The following is a 16,737-nucleotide window of genomic DNA, read 5'->3' as shown; positions in this document are numbered from 1 at the left end:
GGCTGCCTCGGGGTGACGGCTGCCTCGGGGTGACGGCTGCCTCGGGGTGACAACAAAATCCGGGCCCTTACCCTCGACCGGGTATGACAAACCTGATATGGCCGGGCTTCGGTCTCCGCTCCCTATGATGACCGTCATCTATATGCTGGCGATCGGAGCGCTATGTCCGGGCAGACCCGCCATCGACGCAGGGCGGCAATAGCCACGCCCGCCCTGCTCGCTGTGCTGGCCCTTGTGGTCACCTTCATTCGAACGCCCCCCGCGACTGCGGCGACCACCCTGACGGTCGCGCAGGCGATCGCCAGCCAGAGCGGCACCGGGACGGTGACCGGCTACGTCGTCGGCGAGCCGACCGCCACCGACACGGTGCGCACCAGCAGCTTCACCGGGGACACCGCGCTGGCGATGGCCGACAGCAGTACCCAGACCAGCACCGGCTCGATGCTGTACGTGCAGATCACCAGCTCGTACCGGTCGGCGTTCGGGCTGCTCAGCAACCCGAGCCTGCTGCGCACGAAGATCACCGTGACCGGGACGCTGACCGCGTACTTCTCGCATGCGGGTCTCAAATCGCCGACCGCGATGACGTCCGGTGGCACCAGCCCGACCACCTCGCCGACGGGCGGGACGACGACCTCGCCGACCGTGTCGCCGACCAGCTCGAGCAGCACCGACACGTACTACGCGAACGCGCTCGGCAAGTCCGGCGCCAGCCTGAAGACCGCGCTGCACACGATCATCTCGAGCGGCGTGACCAAGCTGTCGTACGACGGGGTCTGGAACGCTCTCAAGGTCACCGACCAGGACCCGTCGAACTCGTCGAACGTGATCCTGCTCTACTCGGGTATCAGCCGGTCCAAGACGCTCAACGGCGGTGACTCCGGCGACTGGAACCGGGAGCACGTCTACGCCAAGTCGCACGGCGACTTCGGCACCACCGCCGGCCCCGGCACCGACCTGCACCACCTGCGCCCGGAGGACGTCGCGGTCAACTCGCTGCGGGACAACAAGGACTTCGACAGCGGCGGCAGCGCGGCCACCGGCGCTCCCGGCAACTACACCGACTCGGACTCGTGGGAGCCCCGCGACGCCGTCAAGGGCGACGTGGCCCGCATGATCTTCTACATGGCGGTGCGGTACTCGGGCGACGACGGGTTCGCCGACCTCGAGGTCAACGACTCCGTCTCCAACGGCAGCAACCCGTACATCGGCAAGCTCTCCAAGCTGCGGACCTGGAGCGCGCAGGACCCGCCGGACTCCTTCGAGAAGAACCGCAACCAGGTCATCTACTCGACCTATCAGCACAACCGCAACCCGTTCATCGACCACCCCGAGTGGGTTTCGTCGATCTTCGGCTAGGCAGGGCGGTGGCCTCGCGCGGTTCGTCGCGCGAGGCCACCGATTCATGTTCCTTGATCACGTAGCCTCGGATCATGGCTAGTTCGTCAGCCGAGAAGGTCGCGACCTCGGGATACAACCGCCGCTACGAACTGCTGCAACGACTGCGCACCGACGGCCGGCTGGACGTCTCGGCGATCGCCGAGGAGGTCGGCATCTCGCGCGAGACGCTGCGCCGGGACCTCCGCAAGCTCGAGAGCCAGGGGTTGCTGCGACGCAGTTACGGGGTCGCCTATCCGGTCGAGAGCGGGGCGTTCGAGAGCGAGCTCTCCGCCCGGGTGGAGAGCAACGTCGAGGAGAAGCTGCGGATCGCGACGACGGCGATCGCCCATCTCGGCGGCGCCCAGAACGTCTTCATCGACGAGGGCTTCACGACTCAGCTGATCGCCCAGCACCTGCCGCAGGACGAGCAGATCACGGTGATCACGCCCTCGCTGCCGATCGCCTCGCTGCTGGCCCCGCGGCCGCACACGCAGGTCATCATGCTCGGCGGCCGGGTCCGGGGAAAGACGCTCGGCGTCGTCGACACGTGGGCCACCGAGCTGCTCGGCCGGCTGACCATCGACCTGGCCCTGATCGGCGCGAACGGGGTCTCCATGGACCGGGGGCTCACCACGCCCGATCCCGCCGTCGCGGTGGTCAAGAGCGCCGCGATCCGGTCGGCGATCCGCCGGATCTTCATCGGCACGCACTCCAAGTTCGGCCGGGCCACGTTCGTCCGGTTCGCCGAGGCCACCGACTTCGAGCTGATGATCACCGGCCGCGAGCTCGCCCCGGCCATGGCCCGGACCTTCACCAACGCCGACATCCGGCTGCTGCGGGTCTGACGGCTCTGCGGGTCTGACCCGGCTGCGATGTCCGTCACGTCCTTTTCGCGACCGACATCACATCTCCGCTCCGAAACAACGGTCAGTGACCGGGCGACTACTTTTGCCTGAACGGTCACTCAGGACGGCCCGATGCCGCGCGGCAAACGGAGCCAGCGGATCGATTTGACCGTTTCGCACGCTGGGCACGCGCTGCCCGAACCGGTCACCAACCGGTCATGCCCGATGTGAACAACGGGCTTTCTGCAATGTTGCCGGGCTGTTTCTAATGGTCATACCGATCCGGTGCTCGATGCGGACGGTGACCGAAGGAGACGTCGAACCGATGACCATTCAGGCATCGCCCCCCATATCGGCGAGGACCATTACCGCCACCACTACCGAGGGTCCCGTCCGTGGACTTGCGCACGAGGGCTACCGCACGTTCTTCGCCGTCCCCTACGCCGCGGCCCCGATCGGCGACCTGCGCTTCGCCCCGCCCCAGCCGGCCGTCGCCCGCGACGGCGAGCTGGACGCCACCGTGATGGGCGCGGTCTGCGAGCAGGACCTGGACCCGCTGCCCTTCAACGTCCCGCCGACCCAGCACAACTTCTTCCACCCGGCGGCCACGCCGTCCGAGGACAGCCTGACGCTCAACATCTGGACCCCGGACGTCGAGGGCACCGCCCCCGTCCTGTTCTGGATCCACGGCGGCGCCTTCCTCTACGGCTCCGGCACCGGCAGCTGGACCGACGGCGCCCGGCACGCCCGGGAGCACGGCGTCGTGGTGGTGTCGATCAACTACCGGCTGGGCATCCTCGGCGGGCTCTACCTCGCCGACAAGCGCGACGGGTGGGCCAACGTCGCGCTGCAGGACCAGATCCAGGCGCTGCGCTGGGTGCGGGAGAACATCGCCTCGTTCGGCGGCGACCCGGCCGGCGTGACCATCGCCGGCCAGTCCGCCGGCGCCATGTCGGCGGCCGGGATCCTCGTCTCGCCGGCCGCCGAGGGCCTGTTCCGGCGGGCCATCGTGCAGAGCGGCCACCTCGGCGTCACGACCAGCATCGACAGCGCGATCGCGCACCGCGACACCGTGCTGCGCCAGTTCGGCATCGACCCCGCCGCCGAGGACGCGATCGAGCAGCTGCAGCAGGTGAACATCCTGCGCGTGCTCGCCGTGCAGCGGTCGCACGGGGTCACGCTCGGCACGTTCCCGCTGGTCCGCGACGGCCAGGTGATCGCCACCGACCCCCTCGAGCTGCTGCGCTCCGGCGCCCGCCGCGACATCGACGTGCTGATCGGCACGAACGCCGAGGAGGACCGGCTGTTCAGCCTCACCGGCTGGGTGGACGACGACACCTCGCTGGCCGACGACCTCGCGAACGTGCTGAGCGACCCGGCCGACGTCGAGCGCGCCCTGGCGATCTACGGGTCGATCGCCGAGACCGACGACCGCGGCCGCCGGTTCCTGTTCGCCACCGACCACGGGTGGCGGGTGCCGGCGCTGGAGACCGCGCTCGCCTGCGCCCAGGGCGGCGGCCGCGTCTTCACCTACGAGTTCGCCTGGAAGAGCACGGCGATGGACGGCCGCGTCGGCGCGGCCCATCTGGTCGAGCTGCCGTTCACGTTCGGCGTCATCGACGCGCCCGGAGTGGGCTCGCTGATCGGCGAGCGATCGGTGACCGACCCCGACGTTCAGGCGTTCGCCCGCGCTGTCGCCATCGCCTGGACGAACTTCATCCGTGGCGGTGACCCGGCCGGATCTCCTCTGGGTGACTGGACCCCGTTCACGGCCGGGAAGCCCTCGACCATGGTGATCGACTTGTACCCGGAGCTGGTCACGGATCGGAACTCGGTGCGCCTGGACTTCGTTCGGTCGGCCGCCTCCAAGCCGCCGCTGACCACGATCGCCGACTAAGCAGCACCACACCCCCCTCGCACTCAACCGTCCTCGCCTGGCGGGGACGGCCATGCCCCCTTTCCCGGAATGGATGCGAAATGTCCATAATGTCCCGCCGAGGGCTGCTCGCCGGCGCCCTCGCACTGTCCACCGCACTGGCCGTCGCGGCCTGCGGCGGTGGCAGTTCCTCGAGCAGTAGCTCCGCCAAGCTGACCACGCTCACCCTGGCCGCACCGAACGGGCCGAACAACCTCGACCCGGCGCTGAACGGCAACGGCACTCCCCTGGTCTGGTTCACCCAGCTCGACTACGAGCCGCTGATCCGCCGGTCGCCGGACGGCACCGCCCAGCCGGCCCTCGCCACCAAGTGGGAGTACTCGGCCGACCGGCTGAAGTTCGTGATGCAGCTGCGCGACGGCGTGAAGTTCTCCAACGGCGAGGCGCTGACCGCCGACGCGGTGGTGAAGTCGCTCGAGTACGTCAAGAAGAACACGCTGTTCCAGTTCCTGGTCAACGTGAAGAGCTTCGTCGCGACCGGGCCGCTCGAGGTCACCTTCAACCTCTCCACCCCGGACCCGCTGCTGCCGTTCAGCCTCGACCAGGAGGGCCAGGTCGGCGACATCATCGCGCCGGCCGGTGTGGCCAACCCGAAGCAGCTGCAGACCGAGAGCTTCGGCGCCGGGCCGTACGTCCTGGACTCGAAGACCACGATCGCGAACTCGCAGTACGTCTACGTGAAGAACCCGAACTACTACGACCCGTCGAAGCAGAACTTCGAGAAGGTCGTCATCAAGGTCATCGCCGACGACAACGCCACCCTCGCGGCGTTGCGCTCGGGTCAGGTACAGGCCGCGCAGGTCAACAACAACACCGCCACGGTCGGCCAGTCCTTCGGTCTCAACCTGACCAAGGCCCGCTCGGCGATGGTCGGCTTCTACCTCTTCGACCTGGCCGGCAAGGTGCAGCCGGCGCTGGCCAAGAAAGAGGTGCGGCAGGCGATGCAGTACGCCATCGACCGCGCCGGCGTCACCAAGGCGATCTACGGCGTCTCCGCCGCCCCGACCGAGCAGTATTCCGCCGAGGGCACGGCCGGTTACCTCGCCGGGCTCGACAGTCGCTATCCGTACGACCCGGCGAAGGCCAAGGAGCTGCTCGCGCAGGCCGGTTACCCGAACGGCTTCAGCATGGACCTGCTGGTCCAGCCGGGCGCGCTCAACCAGAACCTGCTCGCGCAGGCGGTGGCCGAGCAGTGGAAGGCGATCGGGATCAACGTGAAGCTCACCGCCCCGGCCGTCTTCACCGACTACGTCAAGGAGATCGGCTCCGGCAAGTACCCGATCGGCACGTTCAACTTCTACTACGGAACGCACCTGCTGATCATGCAGGGGCTGTTCACCAAGCCGGCGCTCTACAACTTCTTCGGCTACGACGACAAGCAGTCCAACGTGTACGCCACCGAGGAGCGCAAGTACGACCCGGACTCGCCGGAGAGCAACAAGGTCGCCGAGGAGTTCCAGACGTACGTCGTGGAGCAGGCCTTCGCCGTCCCGGTGGCCACCGCGGACACCCTGATGCTGTCCACCAAGTCGATCACCGGCCTGGAGTTCACCAACAAGTTCCCGATCCCGGACCCGGTCAACTGGAAGCCCGCGAGCTGACCTGCCGATGCCTGGTCGCGGGTCCGCCCGCGGCCAGGCTCCCCCTCAATGCCTGGAGGCATCGTGTTCCGCACATGGGGAACTCGCATCCTGGGGTCGCTAGCCCTGATCGTGATCGTCCCGAGCATCACCTTCCTGCTGCAGTCGCTCACCCCCGTCGACATCGGCCGGTCGATCCTGGGACTGGGCGCGAGCCAGGACCAGGTGGACGCCTACAACCATCAGCTCGGCCTCGACCGGCCGTTCCTGACCCGCTACTGGGACTGGCTGACCGGCTTCGCGCACGGCGACCTCGGCACGTCCTACACCAGCGGCGAAGCGGTGACGACCATGCTCGGCGCCCGGCTCCCGGTGAGCCTCGCCCTGATCATCGGCTCGCTGCTGATCTTCACCGTGGTCGGGCTGCTGCTGGGCGTGCTCTCGGCCGGCGGCGGCCGGATCGTCGGCCGGGTCGTCGACGTGGTCTCCTCGGCCGGCATCGCGATCCCGAACTTCTGGCTCGGCGTGATCCTGGTGTCGCTGTTCGCGGTGAAGACGACCATCCTGCCCGCGACCGGCTACGTGCCGTTCGCGGCCGGCCCGGGTGACTGGTTCCGCAGCCTGGTGCTGCCGGTGGTGGCGCTGTCGTTCGCCGGGATCACCGCGGTCGCCAAGCAGACCCGCGACCAGATGATGGTCGCGCTGACCGGGCCGTACATCCGGTCGTTGCGTGCCAACGGCGTACCGGAACGGTCTCTGGTTTATCGCCACGCCCTGCGCAACGCGTCCGGGCCGACCGTGACCGTGCTGGGTTTGATCTTCGTCGGCGCCCTGTCCGGCTCGGTGGTGGTGGAGAACATCTTCGTGCTGCCGGGCCTCGGCTCGCAGGCGGTGACCTCGGCCGGCCAGCACGACCTGCCGGTGATCCAGGGCATCGCGGTCTATTTCACGACCATCGTCGTGGTCGTGAACGTCGTGGTCGACCTGGCGATCCCGTTCCTGAACCCGAAGGCGAGGGCGCGATGAGCGTCGTGACCGAGACGCCGGCAACCGAGACCGGCCGGCCCGCTCCGGCCGGCGACCGCCAGCGGTGGCGGACGCTGCGCGAGTTCGCCCGCCGGCCGCTCGGCCTGGCCGCGGCCGTCTTCCTGATCCTGATCAGCGCCGCGGTCGCGGCCGCCTCCTGGCTGGCCCCCTACGACCCGCTCGCCCAGGACCTCGGGCACACCCTCTCCGGCCCTACCGGCCAGCACTGGCTCGGCTCCGACCAGCTCGGTCGCGACGTGCTCAGCCGGCTGCTGTTCGGCGGCCAGGTGACGCTGATCGGGGTGGTCGAGGCGCTCGCGGTGGCGTTCGTCATCGGGCTGCCGCTCGGCCTCGCGGCCGGTTTCCTGGGCGGCTGGGTGGACGCGGTCGTCTCCCGGGTCACCGAGGTGGTGATGGCGATCCCGGCGATCGTCGTGCTGCTGATGGCGTACTCGGTCTTCGACAACAACGCCCACGCCGGCATGCTCACGCTGGGCCTGCTCTCCGCGCCGACGCTGCTGCGGGTCTCCCGCGGGGCGGCCCGCGGCGTACGGGCCGAGACCTTCATCGTCGCCTCCGAGGTGGTCGGCACCGGGCGCGCCCGGATCGTGCTGCGGCACGTGCTGCCGAACATCTGGGGCCCGATCCTGGTCAACACGGCGATGCTGGCGGCGATCAACCTCGGCGTGCAGGCCGGCCTCAACTACCTCAACCTCGGCGTCAAGCCACCCGCGCCCAGCTGGGGCGGGCTGGTCGCGGAGGCGCAGATCAACCTGCAGCTCCAGCCGTGGCTGGTGATCCCGAGCGGCCTGACCATCGCGCTCACCATCGTCGCGTTCATCCTGCTCGCCGACGGCCTGCGCGACGCCACCAGCTCGCGCACCAGCCGGGCGGCGCGTTCGGTCACGCCCGCGACCGATCGGGTGCGGCCGGTCGACGAGGTCGAGCCCGCGGCCGGCGTGCTCGAGGTCCGGCACCTGGACGTGCACTTCGGCGCGCTGCGGGTGGTCCAGGACGTCAGCTTCAGCCTGCAGGAGCGGGAGATCCTCGGCATCGTCGGCGAGTCCGGCTGCGGCAAGTCCGTGACGGTCAGCGCGGTGCTGGACAGCCTCGGGCCCACCGGGCGCACCACCGGGAGCATCAAGTTCGACGGCACCGACCTGCTGACCGCGCCGGCCAGCACCCGGGCGGCGACCCGGGGCCGCATCGCCTACGTGTCGCAGGACCCGATGGTCTCGCTCGATCCGAGCTTCACCATCGGCGCGCAGCTCGGCGAGATCGTGCGCACCCACGACCGGAGCAGCCGGGCGGCGGCCCAGGCCCGGGTGCTCGAGCTGCTCACCGATGTCGGGCTGCCCGATCCGCCGGCGCTGATGAAGAAGTATCCGCACCAGATCTCCGGCGGTCAGGCCCAGCGGGTGTCGATCGCGTGCGCGCTGGCCGGCCGGCCGCGGGTGCTGGTCGCCGACGAGCCGACCACGGCGCTCGACGTCACCGTGCAGGGCGAGATCCTCAGCCTGCTGCGCCGGCTGCGCGACCAGAACGGGATGGCGATCATCCTGATCACCCACGACCTCGGTGTGATCGCCGACCTCTGCGACCGGGTCGCGGTGATGTACGCGGGCCAGATCGTCGAGACGGCCCCGGCCGGCACGCTGTTCGGGCACCCGTCACACCCGTACACCAAGGCCTTGATCCAGGCCAACCCGATCGTTGCCGAGCGTGGGCAGCTGCTGCCCTCGATCCCCGGCGTCGTGCCGGCCCCGGCCGACTGGCCGGTCGGCTGCCACTTCTACGACCGCTGCGCGTTCCGCACGCCCGCATGCGCCGGCCAACCGATTCCGCTGGTGCCCGCGGGCGGGGCCGACCAGGCGGCCCGCTGCATCCACCTCGACGCCGTCCTCGGAGCGACATCATGACCGAAACCCCGCTTCTGCAGGTCGAGGACCTCACGGTCACCTACCGCACCGGCTTCCGGAAACCGCCGTTCACCGCCGTACGCGGGGTCTCCTTCACCGTCCGGCGGGGCGAGACGGTCTCGATCGTCGGCGAGTCCGGATCGGGCAAGTCCACCATCGGCGGCGCGGTCCTCGGCATCCGCACCATCACCGGCGGTTCGGTCAAACTCAACGGCGAGGACATCACGCGTACGTCGACCCGGCGCCGCCGTGAGTTGTCGGCCCACCTGCAGGCGGTGTTCCAGGACCCGTTCAGCTCGCTGGACCCGACGATGACGGTCGGCGACTCGGTGGCCGAACCGCTGCACGTCGCCGCGGGTGTCGGCGCCGCCGAGCAGTACCGCCGCACGGTGGAAGCGCTCGGCCGGGTCGGCGTCGCGGCGAGCGCCACCGGGAAGTACCCGGCCGAGTTCTCCGGCGGCCAGCGGCAGCGGATCTCCATCGCCCGGTCCATCGTCCGGGCGCCGGAGCTGGTGATCTGCGACGAGGCGGTCAGCGCGCTGGACGTCTCGGTGCAGGCGCACGTGCTGAACCTGCTGGCCGGGCTGAAGGAGCGCTACTCGACCAGTTACCTGTTCATCTCGCACAACATGGCGGTGGTCCGGCACGTCTCCGACCGGGTGGTGGTGCTCTACCAGGGCCGGGTCATGGAGGAGGGACCGGCCGAGGCAGTCTGCGACGACCCGGCCCACCCGTACACCCGGTCGTTGCTGGCTGCCGTGCCGGTGCCGGACGTCGCCCGCCAGGAGCAGCGCCGCCAGGCCCGCAGCGCCGCCACCGTCGCCACCGGGCTGAGCGGGGCGGGCTGCCCCTTCGCCCCGCGCTGCCCGTTCGCGACCACCGAATGCACCACCACTACCCCGCCACTGACGGAAGTCAGCCCCGGCCGTACCGCGGCCTGCCTGCGCCTCGACGAGGTCACCGCGACCGCGCCGCCGCTGGCGCTGGCCGAATAAGGAGCCCCCCAATGACAAGCATTCTCGGCCTCTCGCTCACGTCGGCGAACCTGCCCGCGATCGCGGCCGCCGGGCAGGTCGCCGTCCCGGACTACGACCGGGATGACCTGGTCGCCGGCATCGTGCACCTCGGGGTCGGCGCCTTCCACCGGGCCCACCAGGCGGTGGCCGTCGACCGGCTGCTGTCCGCCGGTCTCGGCCGTGACTTCGCCATCTGCGGCATCGGCATCCTGCCGTCGGACAAGCGGATGGCCGGCGTGCTGGCCGACCAGGACGGGCTGTACACCCTGGTGATCAAGCACGCCGACGGCAGCCGCGAGCCGCGGGTGATCGGCAGCATCGTCGACTACGTGTTCGCGCCGGACGACCCGGCGGCGGCGATCGAGCGGATGGCCCGGCCCGAGGTCCGGATCGTCTCGATGACGGTGACCGAGGGCGGCTACAACTACGACCAGGTGACCGGCGAGTTCGTCGCGGACGACCCGGGGATCCGGCACGACCTGGCCAACCCGCACGCGCCGACGACGATCTTCGGTTACCTGGTGGCGGCCCTGAAGCTTCGGCGGGACCGCGGGATCGCGCCGTTCACGGTCATGTCCTGCGACAACATCCAGGGCAACGGGCACGTCACCCGGCGAATGCTGGTCGCCTACGCCCGGCTCGACTCGGCCGAGTTCGCGGCCTGGCTGGATTCCGCGGTGCACTTCCCCAACTCGATGGTCGACCGGATCACGCCGGTCACCACCGACGCCGACCGGGCCGAGGTGACCGGCCGGTTCGGCGTCGAGGACGCCTGGCCGGTGGTGGCCGAGCCGTTCTTCCAGTGGGTGCTGGAGGACGACTTCGGCACCGGCCGGCCGCCGTGGGAGGAGGCCGGGGTGCAGGTGGTGAGCGAGGTCGAGCCGTACGAGCTGATGAAGTTGCGGCTGTTGAACGCGAGCCACCAGGCGATGGCCTACTTCGGTTACCTGGCCGGGCACCGGTACGCGCACGAGGCCGCGCAGGATCCGGCGATCGCCTCGCTGCTCACCCGCTACATGGCGGAGGAGGCGACGCCGACGCTGCGCCCGGTGCCCGGCGTCGACCTGGCCGGCTACCAGCGCACGCTGATCGAGCGGTTCTCCAACCCGGAGGTCCGCGACACCCTGGCCCGGCTGTGCGCGGAGACCAGCGACCGGATCCCGAAGTGGCTGCTGCCGGTGGTGCGGGAGAACCTGGCCGCCGGCCGTCCGGTCACGCTCTCCGCCGCGGTGTGCGCGAGCTGGGCGCGCTATGCCGAGGGCGTCGACGAGCAGGGCGCGCCGGTCGAGGTGGTCGACCGGCTGGCCGGCCGGGTCACCGCGGCGGCCCGCCGCTACGCCGACGACCCGATCGCCTTCCTGCGCGACCCTCAGCTGTTCGGGCAGCTCGCCGACGAACCCGCGTTCCGGACGCCCTACCTGGCCACCCTCGACTCGCTGCACCAGCGCGGATCGGCCGCGACCCTGGCCGAGCTCACCGGGCTCTGCGGGCGGTGAGGAGCCCCGCACCGGCGATCGCCACGATGCCGCCGACCAGGAGCGGCACGTCCGCCCCGGCGTGGTCGACGAGGACCCCGCCGACGATCGCGCCGGTGGCGATCGCGACGTTGCAGATCGTCACGATCAACCCGCCGATCTGCTCGAGGCGGGCCGGCTCGGTGCGGGCGCCCCAGCTCAGCACCGTGGTCGGCACGCCGCCCATCCCGAAGCCCCACAGCGCGGTGGCGAAGAACAGCCCGGCGATCGAGCCCCCGATGAGGTGCATGACGACCATTCCTGCCCCGAGCACGGCGGGGAACAGAAATACGCCGGTACGCGGTGAGCGGTCGGCCAAGGGTCCGGCGAGTGCCGTGCCGAGGAAGGCGGCGAGACCGAAGACGAGGAGCAGCACCGTGAAGCCGTCGGCGTCGATCCCGGACATGCTCTCCGCGGCGGGCCGGATGTAGGTGAATCCGCTGAAGTGGCCGCCGAAGATCAGCAGGACCGCGAACAGGCCGGCCAGGACGACGCCGGAGCGCAGCACCGATCCGAGCGCCCGCAGGCCGCTCGCCCCGGTGGGCGTGACCGACGGCAACGTCGCCGCCTGCACGGTCAGGGCGACCAGCGCGACACCCGTGCCGAGCACGAACACCCAGCGCCACCCCCACACCTCGCCCAGCCAGGCGCCGAGCGGGACGGCCGCGACGGTGGCGAGCGCGACGCCGGAGTTGATCACGGTCAGCGCGCGGCCGAGGTGATGGGCCGGCACCAGGTGCGCGGCCATCGCGGTGGCCATCGCCCAGAAGCCACCGAGGGCGACACCGAGCAGGAGCCGCGCGGCCAGGAGCACGAAGAGGTTCGGCGCCACCGCGACGATCAGGTTGGAGACGACGGCGAGCAGGGTGAGGCCGATCTTCACGCGCCGACGGTCGGCCCGGGGCAGGACCACCGCGATGAACAGCGCCGAGACGGCGGCGGCGAACGCGGTCACGCTGACCGCCTGGCCGGCCGCGCCGGCCGACACATCGAAGTCGTCGGCGATGCGCGGCAGCAGGCTGGCGGGCAGGAACTCGGACATGACGATGGCGAAGATTCCCAGGCTCAGGGAGACGACTCCGGCCCAGGAAGCCGAGCGATCGGTCGAGCGATCTGTCATCGTGCTGGTCAAGATTCCACCTTCGGGTTGTAGTCGATCAGGACGCTAGGCACGGCCGGACGGCCGCCCCAGAGCCCTGCGCAGCCGGGGGTACGCCAGGGCCCCCGCTGACCGCCCCGGCCGTCCATACGATGGATTCGTGAGCGAGAAATCGAACGAACTGGGCGAGTTTCTGCGGGCTCGGCGGGCGCTGGTGACACCGCAGCAGGCCGGCATCCCCGATGTGGGTGTGCGGCGCGTGCCGGGCCTGCGGCGCGAGGAGGTGGCGATGCTGGCCGGCCTCAGCGCGGACTACTACCTGCGCCTGGAGCGGGGCCGCGACCGCAACCCGTCGGTGCAGGTGCTCGAGTCCATCGCCCGCGTCCTGCAGCTCGACGAGGAGCACCTGTCCTACCTGCTGACGCTGGTCGCGGCCGGTCAGCGCAAGCGCCGGCGCCGGCCGCGCAAGGAGGTCGTTCCGCCCGGTGCGCGCAAGCTGCTGGACTCCCTGGTCCAGCCCGCCTTCATCGAGGGCCGGTACTTCGACATCCTGGCCGCGAACAGCCTCGCCCACGCCCTCTCGCCGGGCATCGCCGTGGGCGGTAACCAACTCCGGGCGCTGTTCCTGGACCCGGCCGAGCAGGCGCTGTTCCCGGAGTGGGAACACATGGGTGACTGCTTCATCGCGAACCTGCGGCAGGCCGTGGGCACCGACATCGACGACCCGCGCTTCATCGAGCTCACCGGCGAGCTGTCGCTGGCGAGCGACCTGTTCCGCCGGCTCTGGGGCCGCCATGAGGTGCGTGCGCAGACCGGGACGCCGATTCGGTTCCAGCACCCGCAGGTCGGTGAGCTCGTCCTCAACCGGGAACGGCTGAGCATCGGCGGCGGCGACGGCCAGATGCTCGTCATTTATCACCCCGATGCCGGCTCCAGCAACGCCGAGAAGCTGGCCATGCTGGCCTCCGCGCACCAACCCACCGACGTAAGGACAGCAGTGAAATGACCGTCACACTGATCACCGGGGCCAACAAGGGCATCGGCTTCGAGACCGCCAGGCAGCTTCGCGAGCTCGGGCACGAGGTCTACATCGGCGCCCGCGACGCCGAGCGGGGCGCGAAGGCCGCGGCCGAGCTCGGCGTGCGATTCGTCCAGCTCGACGTGACCGACGACGACTCGGTGCGCGGCGCGCTGGCCACGATCGACGCGGCCGAGGGCCGGCTCGACGTCCTGGTGCACAACGCGGGCATCCTGGAGACCGGGCTCGACGGCCCGGCCGCGCTGCGCTCCTTCGACACGAACGCGGTGGGCATCGTGCGAGTCACCGAGGCGGCGCTGCCCCTGCTGCGCAAGTCGGCGAACCCCACCGTCGTCACCGTCTCCAGCAGCGCCGGGTCGTTCTGGGCGGTGAACAATCCGGAGCGGGTCGAGTTCGGCCTGCCCCTCGCGCTGTACTCGGCGTCCAAGGCCGCGGCCACGATGCTGACGGTGCAGTACGCCAAGGCCCAGCCGGGCATCAAGTTCAACGCCCTCGAGCCGGGCCCCACCGCCACCGACATGACCGCCGCCTTCGGCATCGGACGCTCGGCCGCGGAGAGCGCCCGCCAGGTCGTCCGCCTGGCTACCCTCGACTCGTCCGGCCCGACCGGCACCTTCTCGGACGAGGCCGGCGAACTGCCCTGGTGAGTCGCCCCGGCTAGCTGATAATACGAATTAGTTCCGTGCTAATACCTATTAGTCCTTGACTCCCGCCGACCCGTCACCCCACGATGTGATCCGCGCGTAACTAATGCGTATCACTGCTGCAAACAAGGGGTCGAACGGTGTCCAGACGCGTCACCCAGCAGGACATCGCCCGGATGACCGGAGTCAGCCAGGCCACGGTGTCGCTGGTGCTCAACGGGCGGGACGACGGTGACGTGCGGATCGCTCCCGAGACCCGCGAGCGGGTGTTGGAGGCGATCCGCAGCACCGGTTACGTGGCCGACCCGATCGCCCGCCGGCTCGCCGCCCGGCACAACCGGATCCTGGGAGTCTTCACCTACGAGTCGGTGTTCCCGGCCGGGATGGGCGACTTCTACCACCCGTTCCTGGTCGGCATCGAGGAGTGCGCCGAGCGGATCGGCTGCGACCTGCTGCTGTTCACCAGCGCGCCGGTCGTCGACGGCCGGCGCCGCATCTTCCACCAGGACAACCGGCTGCGGCTGGCCGACGGCTGCATCCTGCTCGGCCAGTGGCTCGACCCGGCCGAGCTGGCCCGGCTGCTCGACGAGGGGCAGCCGTTCGTCAGCGTCGGCCGGCGCGACGACGCCGGTGGCCCGGTGCCCTATGTGGGCGCCGACTATCCGGGCGCGACCGCCGCCCAGGTCCGTGCGGCGATCGACCGTGGACACCGGCGGTTGGTCTACGTGGGTGAGGGCGACACCGGCCCGGAATCGCACGCCGACCGGTGGCGCGGCTTCGCCGAGACGGCCGGCACCGACGGCCGCCGGCTCGCCGCTCCCGATCTCGACGCCATCGTCGCCGGCGAGACCACCTGCGTGTTCGTGGAGGAGTTCGCCGACGGGGTCACGCTGGCCCAGCAGGCGGCCGAGCGCGGGCTGCGGGTGCCGGCCGACCTGTCCATCGTGGCGCTGGGCGACCCCACTCGGAGTGCACCGACCGACCTCGACTTCACCGGTTTCCGGATCCCGCGCCGGGAGATGGGCTGGCAGGCGGTCGAGGTGCTGGCCGCGGTTCTCGAAGGCCGGCCCGGCGAGCAGCGGATCCTCCCCTGCGAGCCGGTAGAGGGCACCACGCTGGCGGTGGCCCGTGCGTGAGCTGCGAGCCGACGTGGTGGTCATCGGCGGCGGGCTGGGCGGGGTGGCGGCGGCGCTGGCCGCGCTGCGCGCCGGGCGGTCGGTGTTGCTGACCGAGGAGTACGCGTGGCTGGGTGGCCAGCTGACCAGCCAGGCGGTGCCGCCGGACGAGCACAGCTGGGTCGAGCAGTTCGGAGTCACCGCCAGTTACCGGGCGCTGCGGGACGGGATCCGCGACTACTACCGGTCGTTTTACCCGCTCACGCAGCGTGCCCGGGACACCAGGTGGCTCAACCCCGGGGCGGGGCACGTGAGCCGGCTGTGCCACGAGCCAGGAGTCGCGGTCGCGGTGATCGAGGCGATGCTCGCGCCCTATCGGAGTTCGGGGCGGCTGACCGTGCTGCAGCCGGCCGTCCCGGTGGCCGCCTCGATGGACGGCGACCGCGTGACGTCGGTGACGGTCCAGCGTGAAGGCGACGAAATCGTGCTGACCGGGCCCTACATTCTTGATGCCACCGAGACCGGCGAGTTGCTGCCGCTGACCGGCACCGAGTATGTCACGGGCTTCGAATCGGCCGGGGAGACCGGCGAGCCGAGCGCCCCCGACCGTGCCGATCCGGCCAACATGCAGGCGTTCTCGGTGTGCTTCGCGGTCGACCACGTGGACGGCGACCACACCGTCGACCGGCCGGCGAGCTACGGCTTCTGGCGCGACTACCAGCCGGAATTCTGGGGCGCGAAGATGCTCTCCTGGCAGACCCCGAACCCGCGCACCCTCGAACTTTCCACCCGCAGTTTCACCCCGAACCCGGGCGACGATCCGTGGCTGGTGCAGGCCGACCAGCGCCGCAACCCGGGCGACGGCAACCTGTGGACGTTCCGCCGGATCGCGGCCCGGGGCAACTTCGCCGACGGCGCCTACGAGAGCGACATCTGCCTGGTCAACTGGCCGATGATCGACTATTTCGAGGCCCCGATCGTCGACGTGCCCGACGCCGCGGCTCACGTCGCCGAAGCACGGGAACTCTCCTTGTCCGTCCTCTACTGGCTGCAGACCGAAGCACCCCGCGCCGACGGTGGGACCGGTTTCCCGGGGCTGCGGCTGCGCGGCGACGTGACCGGAACCGGGGAGGGCGGGCTCGCGATGGCGCCGTACATCCGCGAGGGCCGCCGCATCCGGGCCGAGTACACGATCGTCGAGCAGGACCTCTCGCTCGCCGTCCGCGGCGACAAGGGCGCCGTGTCGCACCCCGACTCGATCGGCGTCGGCATGTACCGCATCGACCTGCACCCGTCCACCGGCGGCGACAACTACATCGACGTCGGCTCCTGTCCCTTCGAGATCCCGCTCGGCGCGCTCCTGCCGCAGCGGGTGGAAAACCTGCTCCCGGCCGGCAAGAACATCGGTACCACGCACATCACCAACGGATCCCACCGGCTGCACCCGGTCGAGTGGAACGTCGGCGAGGTGGCGGGCGCGCTCGCCGCCTTCTGCCTGGACCGCGGGTGCTCCCCGCGCGCGGTCCGCAGCAACCCGGCCCTGCTGGCCGATTTTCAGCAACGCCTGACCACCGACGGCGTCGAGCTGCGCTGGCCCGACATCAGCGGTTACTGAAAGGACTCC

The 16,737-nt window shown here is 70.5% G+C and carries 13 protein-coding genes; 12 read left to right on the top strand and 1 reads right to left on the bottom strand.

Features of this window, described 5'->3' with window-relative positions; genetic code table 11:
- Nucleotides 1–222: 222 nt before the first annotated feature.
- The 8 genes from AB0E90_RS35170 (at nucleotide 223) to AB0E90_RS35135 (ending at nucleotide 11,198) form a co-directional block, all read left to right on the top strand.
- Entirely contained in the window at nucleotides 223–1,359 is a 1,137-nt protein-coding gene (locus tag AB0E90_RS35170; RefSeq protein WP_360415604.1) for an endonuclease, read from the top strand.
- A gap of 74 nt (nucleotides 1,360–1,433) precedes the next feature.
- Nucleotides 1,434–2,225 (top strand): DeoR/GlpR family DNA-binding transcription regulator, encoded by a 792-nt coding sequence (locus AB0E90_RS35165; protein WP_360415602.1) that lies wholly within the window; start codon nucleotides 1,434–1,436, stop codon nucleotides 2,223–2,225.
- A gap of 325 nt (nucleotides 2,226–2,550) precedes the next feature.
- Nucleotides 2,551–4,122: a carboxylesterase family protein gene (locus AB0E90_RS35160; protein WP_360415600.1), complete on the top strand. Its 1,572-nt coding sequence runs from the start codon at nucleotides 2,551–2,553 to the stop codon at nucleotides 4,120–4,122.
- 80 nt (nucleotides 4,123–4,202) lie between these two features.
- A complete protein-coding gene (locus AB0E90_RS35155) occupies nucleotides 4,203–5,762 on the top strand; it encodes an ABC transporter substrate-binding protein (RefSeq protein ID WP_360415598.1) in 1,560 nt (519 codons plus the stop codon).
- Between the two features lie 63 nt (nucleotides 5,763–5,825).
- Nucleotides 5,826–6,767 (top strand): ABC transporter permease, encoded by a 942-nt coding sequence (locus AB0E90_RS35150; RefSeq protein WP_360415596.1) that lies wholly within the window; start codon nucleotides 5,826–5,828, stop codon nucleotides 6,765–6,767.
- Nucleotides 6,764–8,686, top strand: a complete 1,923-nt coding sequence (locus AB0E90_RS35145; protein ID WP_360415594.1) for a dipeptide/oligopeptide/nickel ABC transporter permease/ATP-binding protein — start codon at nucleotides 6,764–6,766, stop codon at nucleotides 8,684–8,686. Before AB0E90_RS35150 ends, AB0E90_RS35145 begins: the two co-directional genes overlap by 4 nt.
- Entirely contained in the window at nucleotides 8,683–9,681 is a 999-nt protein-coding gene (locus AB0E90_RS35140; RefSeq protein ID WP_360415592.1) for an oligopeptide/dipeptide ABC transporter ATP-binding protein, read from the top strand. Before AB0E90_RS35145 ends, AB0E90_RS35140 begins: the two co-directional genes overlap by 4 nt.
- Nucleotides 9,682–9,692: 11 nt before the next feature.
- The gene (locus AB0E90_RS35135; RefSeq protein ID WP_360415590.1) at nucleotides 9,693–11,198 is read left to right on the top strand and encodes a mannitol dehydrogenase family protein; all 1,506 of its coding nucleotides are present in this window, start codon (nucleotides 9,693–9,695) and stop codon (nucleotides 11,196–11,198) included.
- Here AB0E90_RS35135 and AB0E90_RS35130 read toward each other — a convergent pair.
- Nucleotides 11,176–12,348, bottom strand: coding sequence for an MFS transporter (locus tag AB0E90_RS35130; RefSeq protein ID WP_360415588.1), 1,173 nt, complete (start codon nucleotides 12,346–12,348; stop codon nucleotides 11,176–11,178). The genes AB0E90_RS35135 and AB0E90_RS35130 overlap by 23 nt on opposite strands.
- 127 nt (nucleotides 12,349–12,475) lie before the next feature.
- Here AB0E90_RS35130 and AB0E90_RS35125 point away from each other — a divergent pair, with 127 nt between their 5' ends.
- The 4 genes from AB0E90_RS35125 (at nucleotide 12,476) to AB0E90_RS35110 (ending at nucleotide 16,728) form a co-directional block, all read left to right on the top strand.
- Nucleotides 12,476–13,321 (top strand): helix-turn-helix transcriptional regulator, encoded by an 846-nt coding sequence (locus AB0E90_RS35125; protein WP_360415586.1) that lies wholly within the window; start codon nucleotides 12,476–12,478, stop codon nucleotides 13,319–13,321.
- Complete coding sequence (locus tag AB0E90_RS35120) at nucleotides 13,318–14,001, top strand: SDR family NAD(P)-dependent oxidoreductase (protein WP_360415584.1); 684 nt, start codon at nucleotides 13,318–13,320, stop codon at nucleotides 13,999–14,001. Before AB0E90_RS35125 ends, AB0E90_RS35120 begins: the two co-directional genes overlap by 4 nt.
- 137 nt (nucleotides 14,002–14,138) lie before the next feature.
- Nucleotides 14,139–15,134: a LacI family DNA-binding transcriptional regulator gene (locus AB0E90_RS35115; RefSeq protein ID WP_360415582.1), complete on the top strand. Its 996-nt coding sequence runs from the start codon at nucleotides 14,139–14,141 to the stop codon at nucleotides 15,132–15,134.
- A complete protein-coding gene (locus tag AB0E90_RS35110) occupies nucleotides 15,127–16,728 on the top strand; it encodes an FAD-dependent oxidoreductase (RefSeq protein WP_360415580.1) in 1,602 nt (533 codons plus the stop codon). The genes AB0E90_RS35115 and AB0E90_RS35110 overlap by 8 nt, the downstream gene beginning before the upstream one ends.
- The last annotated feature ends 9 nt before the right edge of the window (nucleotides 16,729–16,737 follow it).

This window comes from Actinoplanes sp. NPDC026619, from assembly GCF_040638295.1.
GTDB lineage: Bacteria > Actinomycetota > Actinomycetes > Mycobacteriales > Micromonosporaceae > Actinoplanes.
This window is presented reverse-complemented; position numbering and strand designations above follow the sequence as displayed.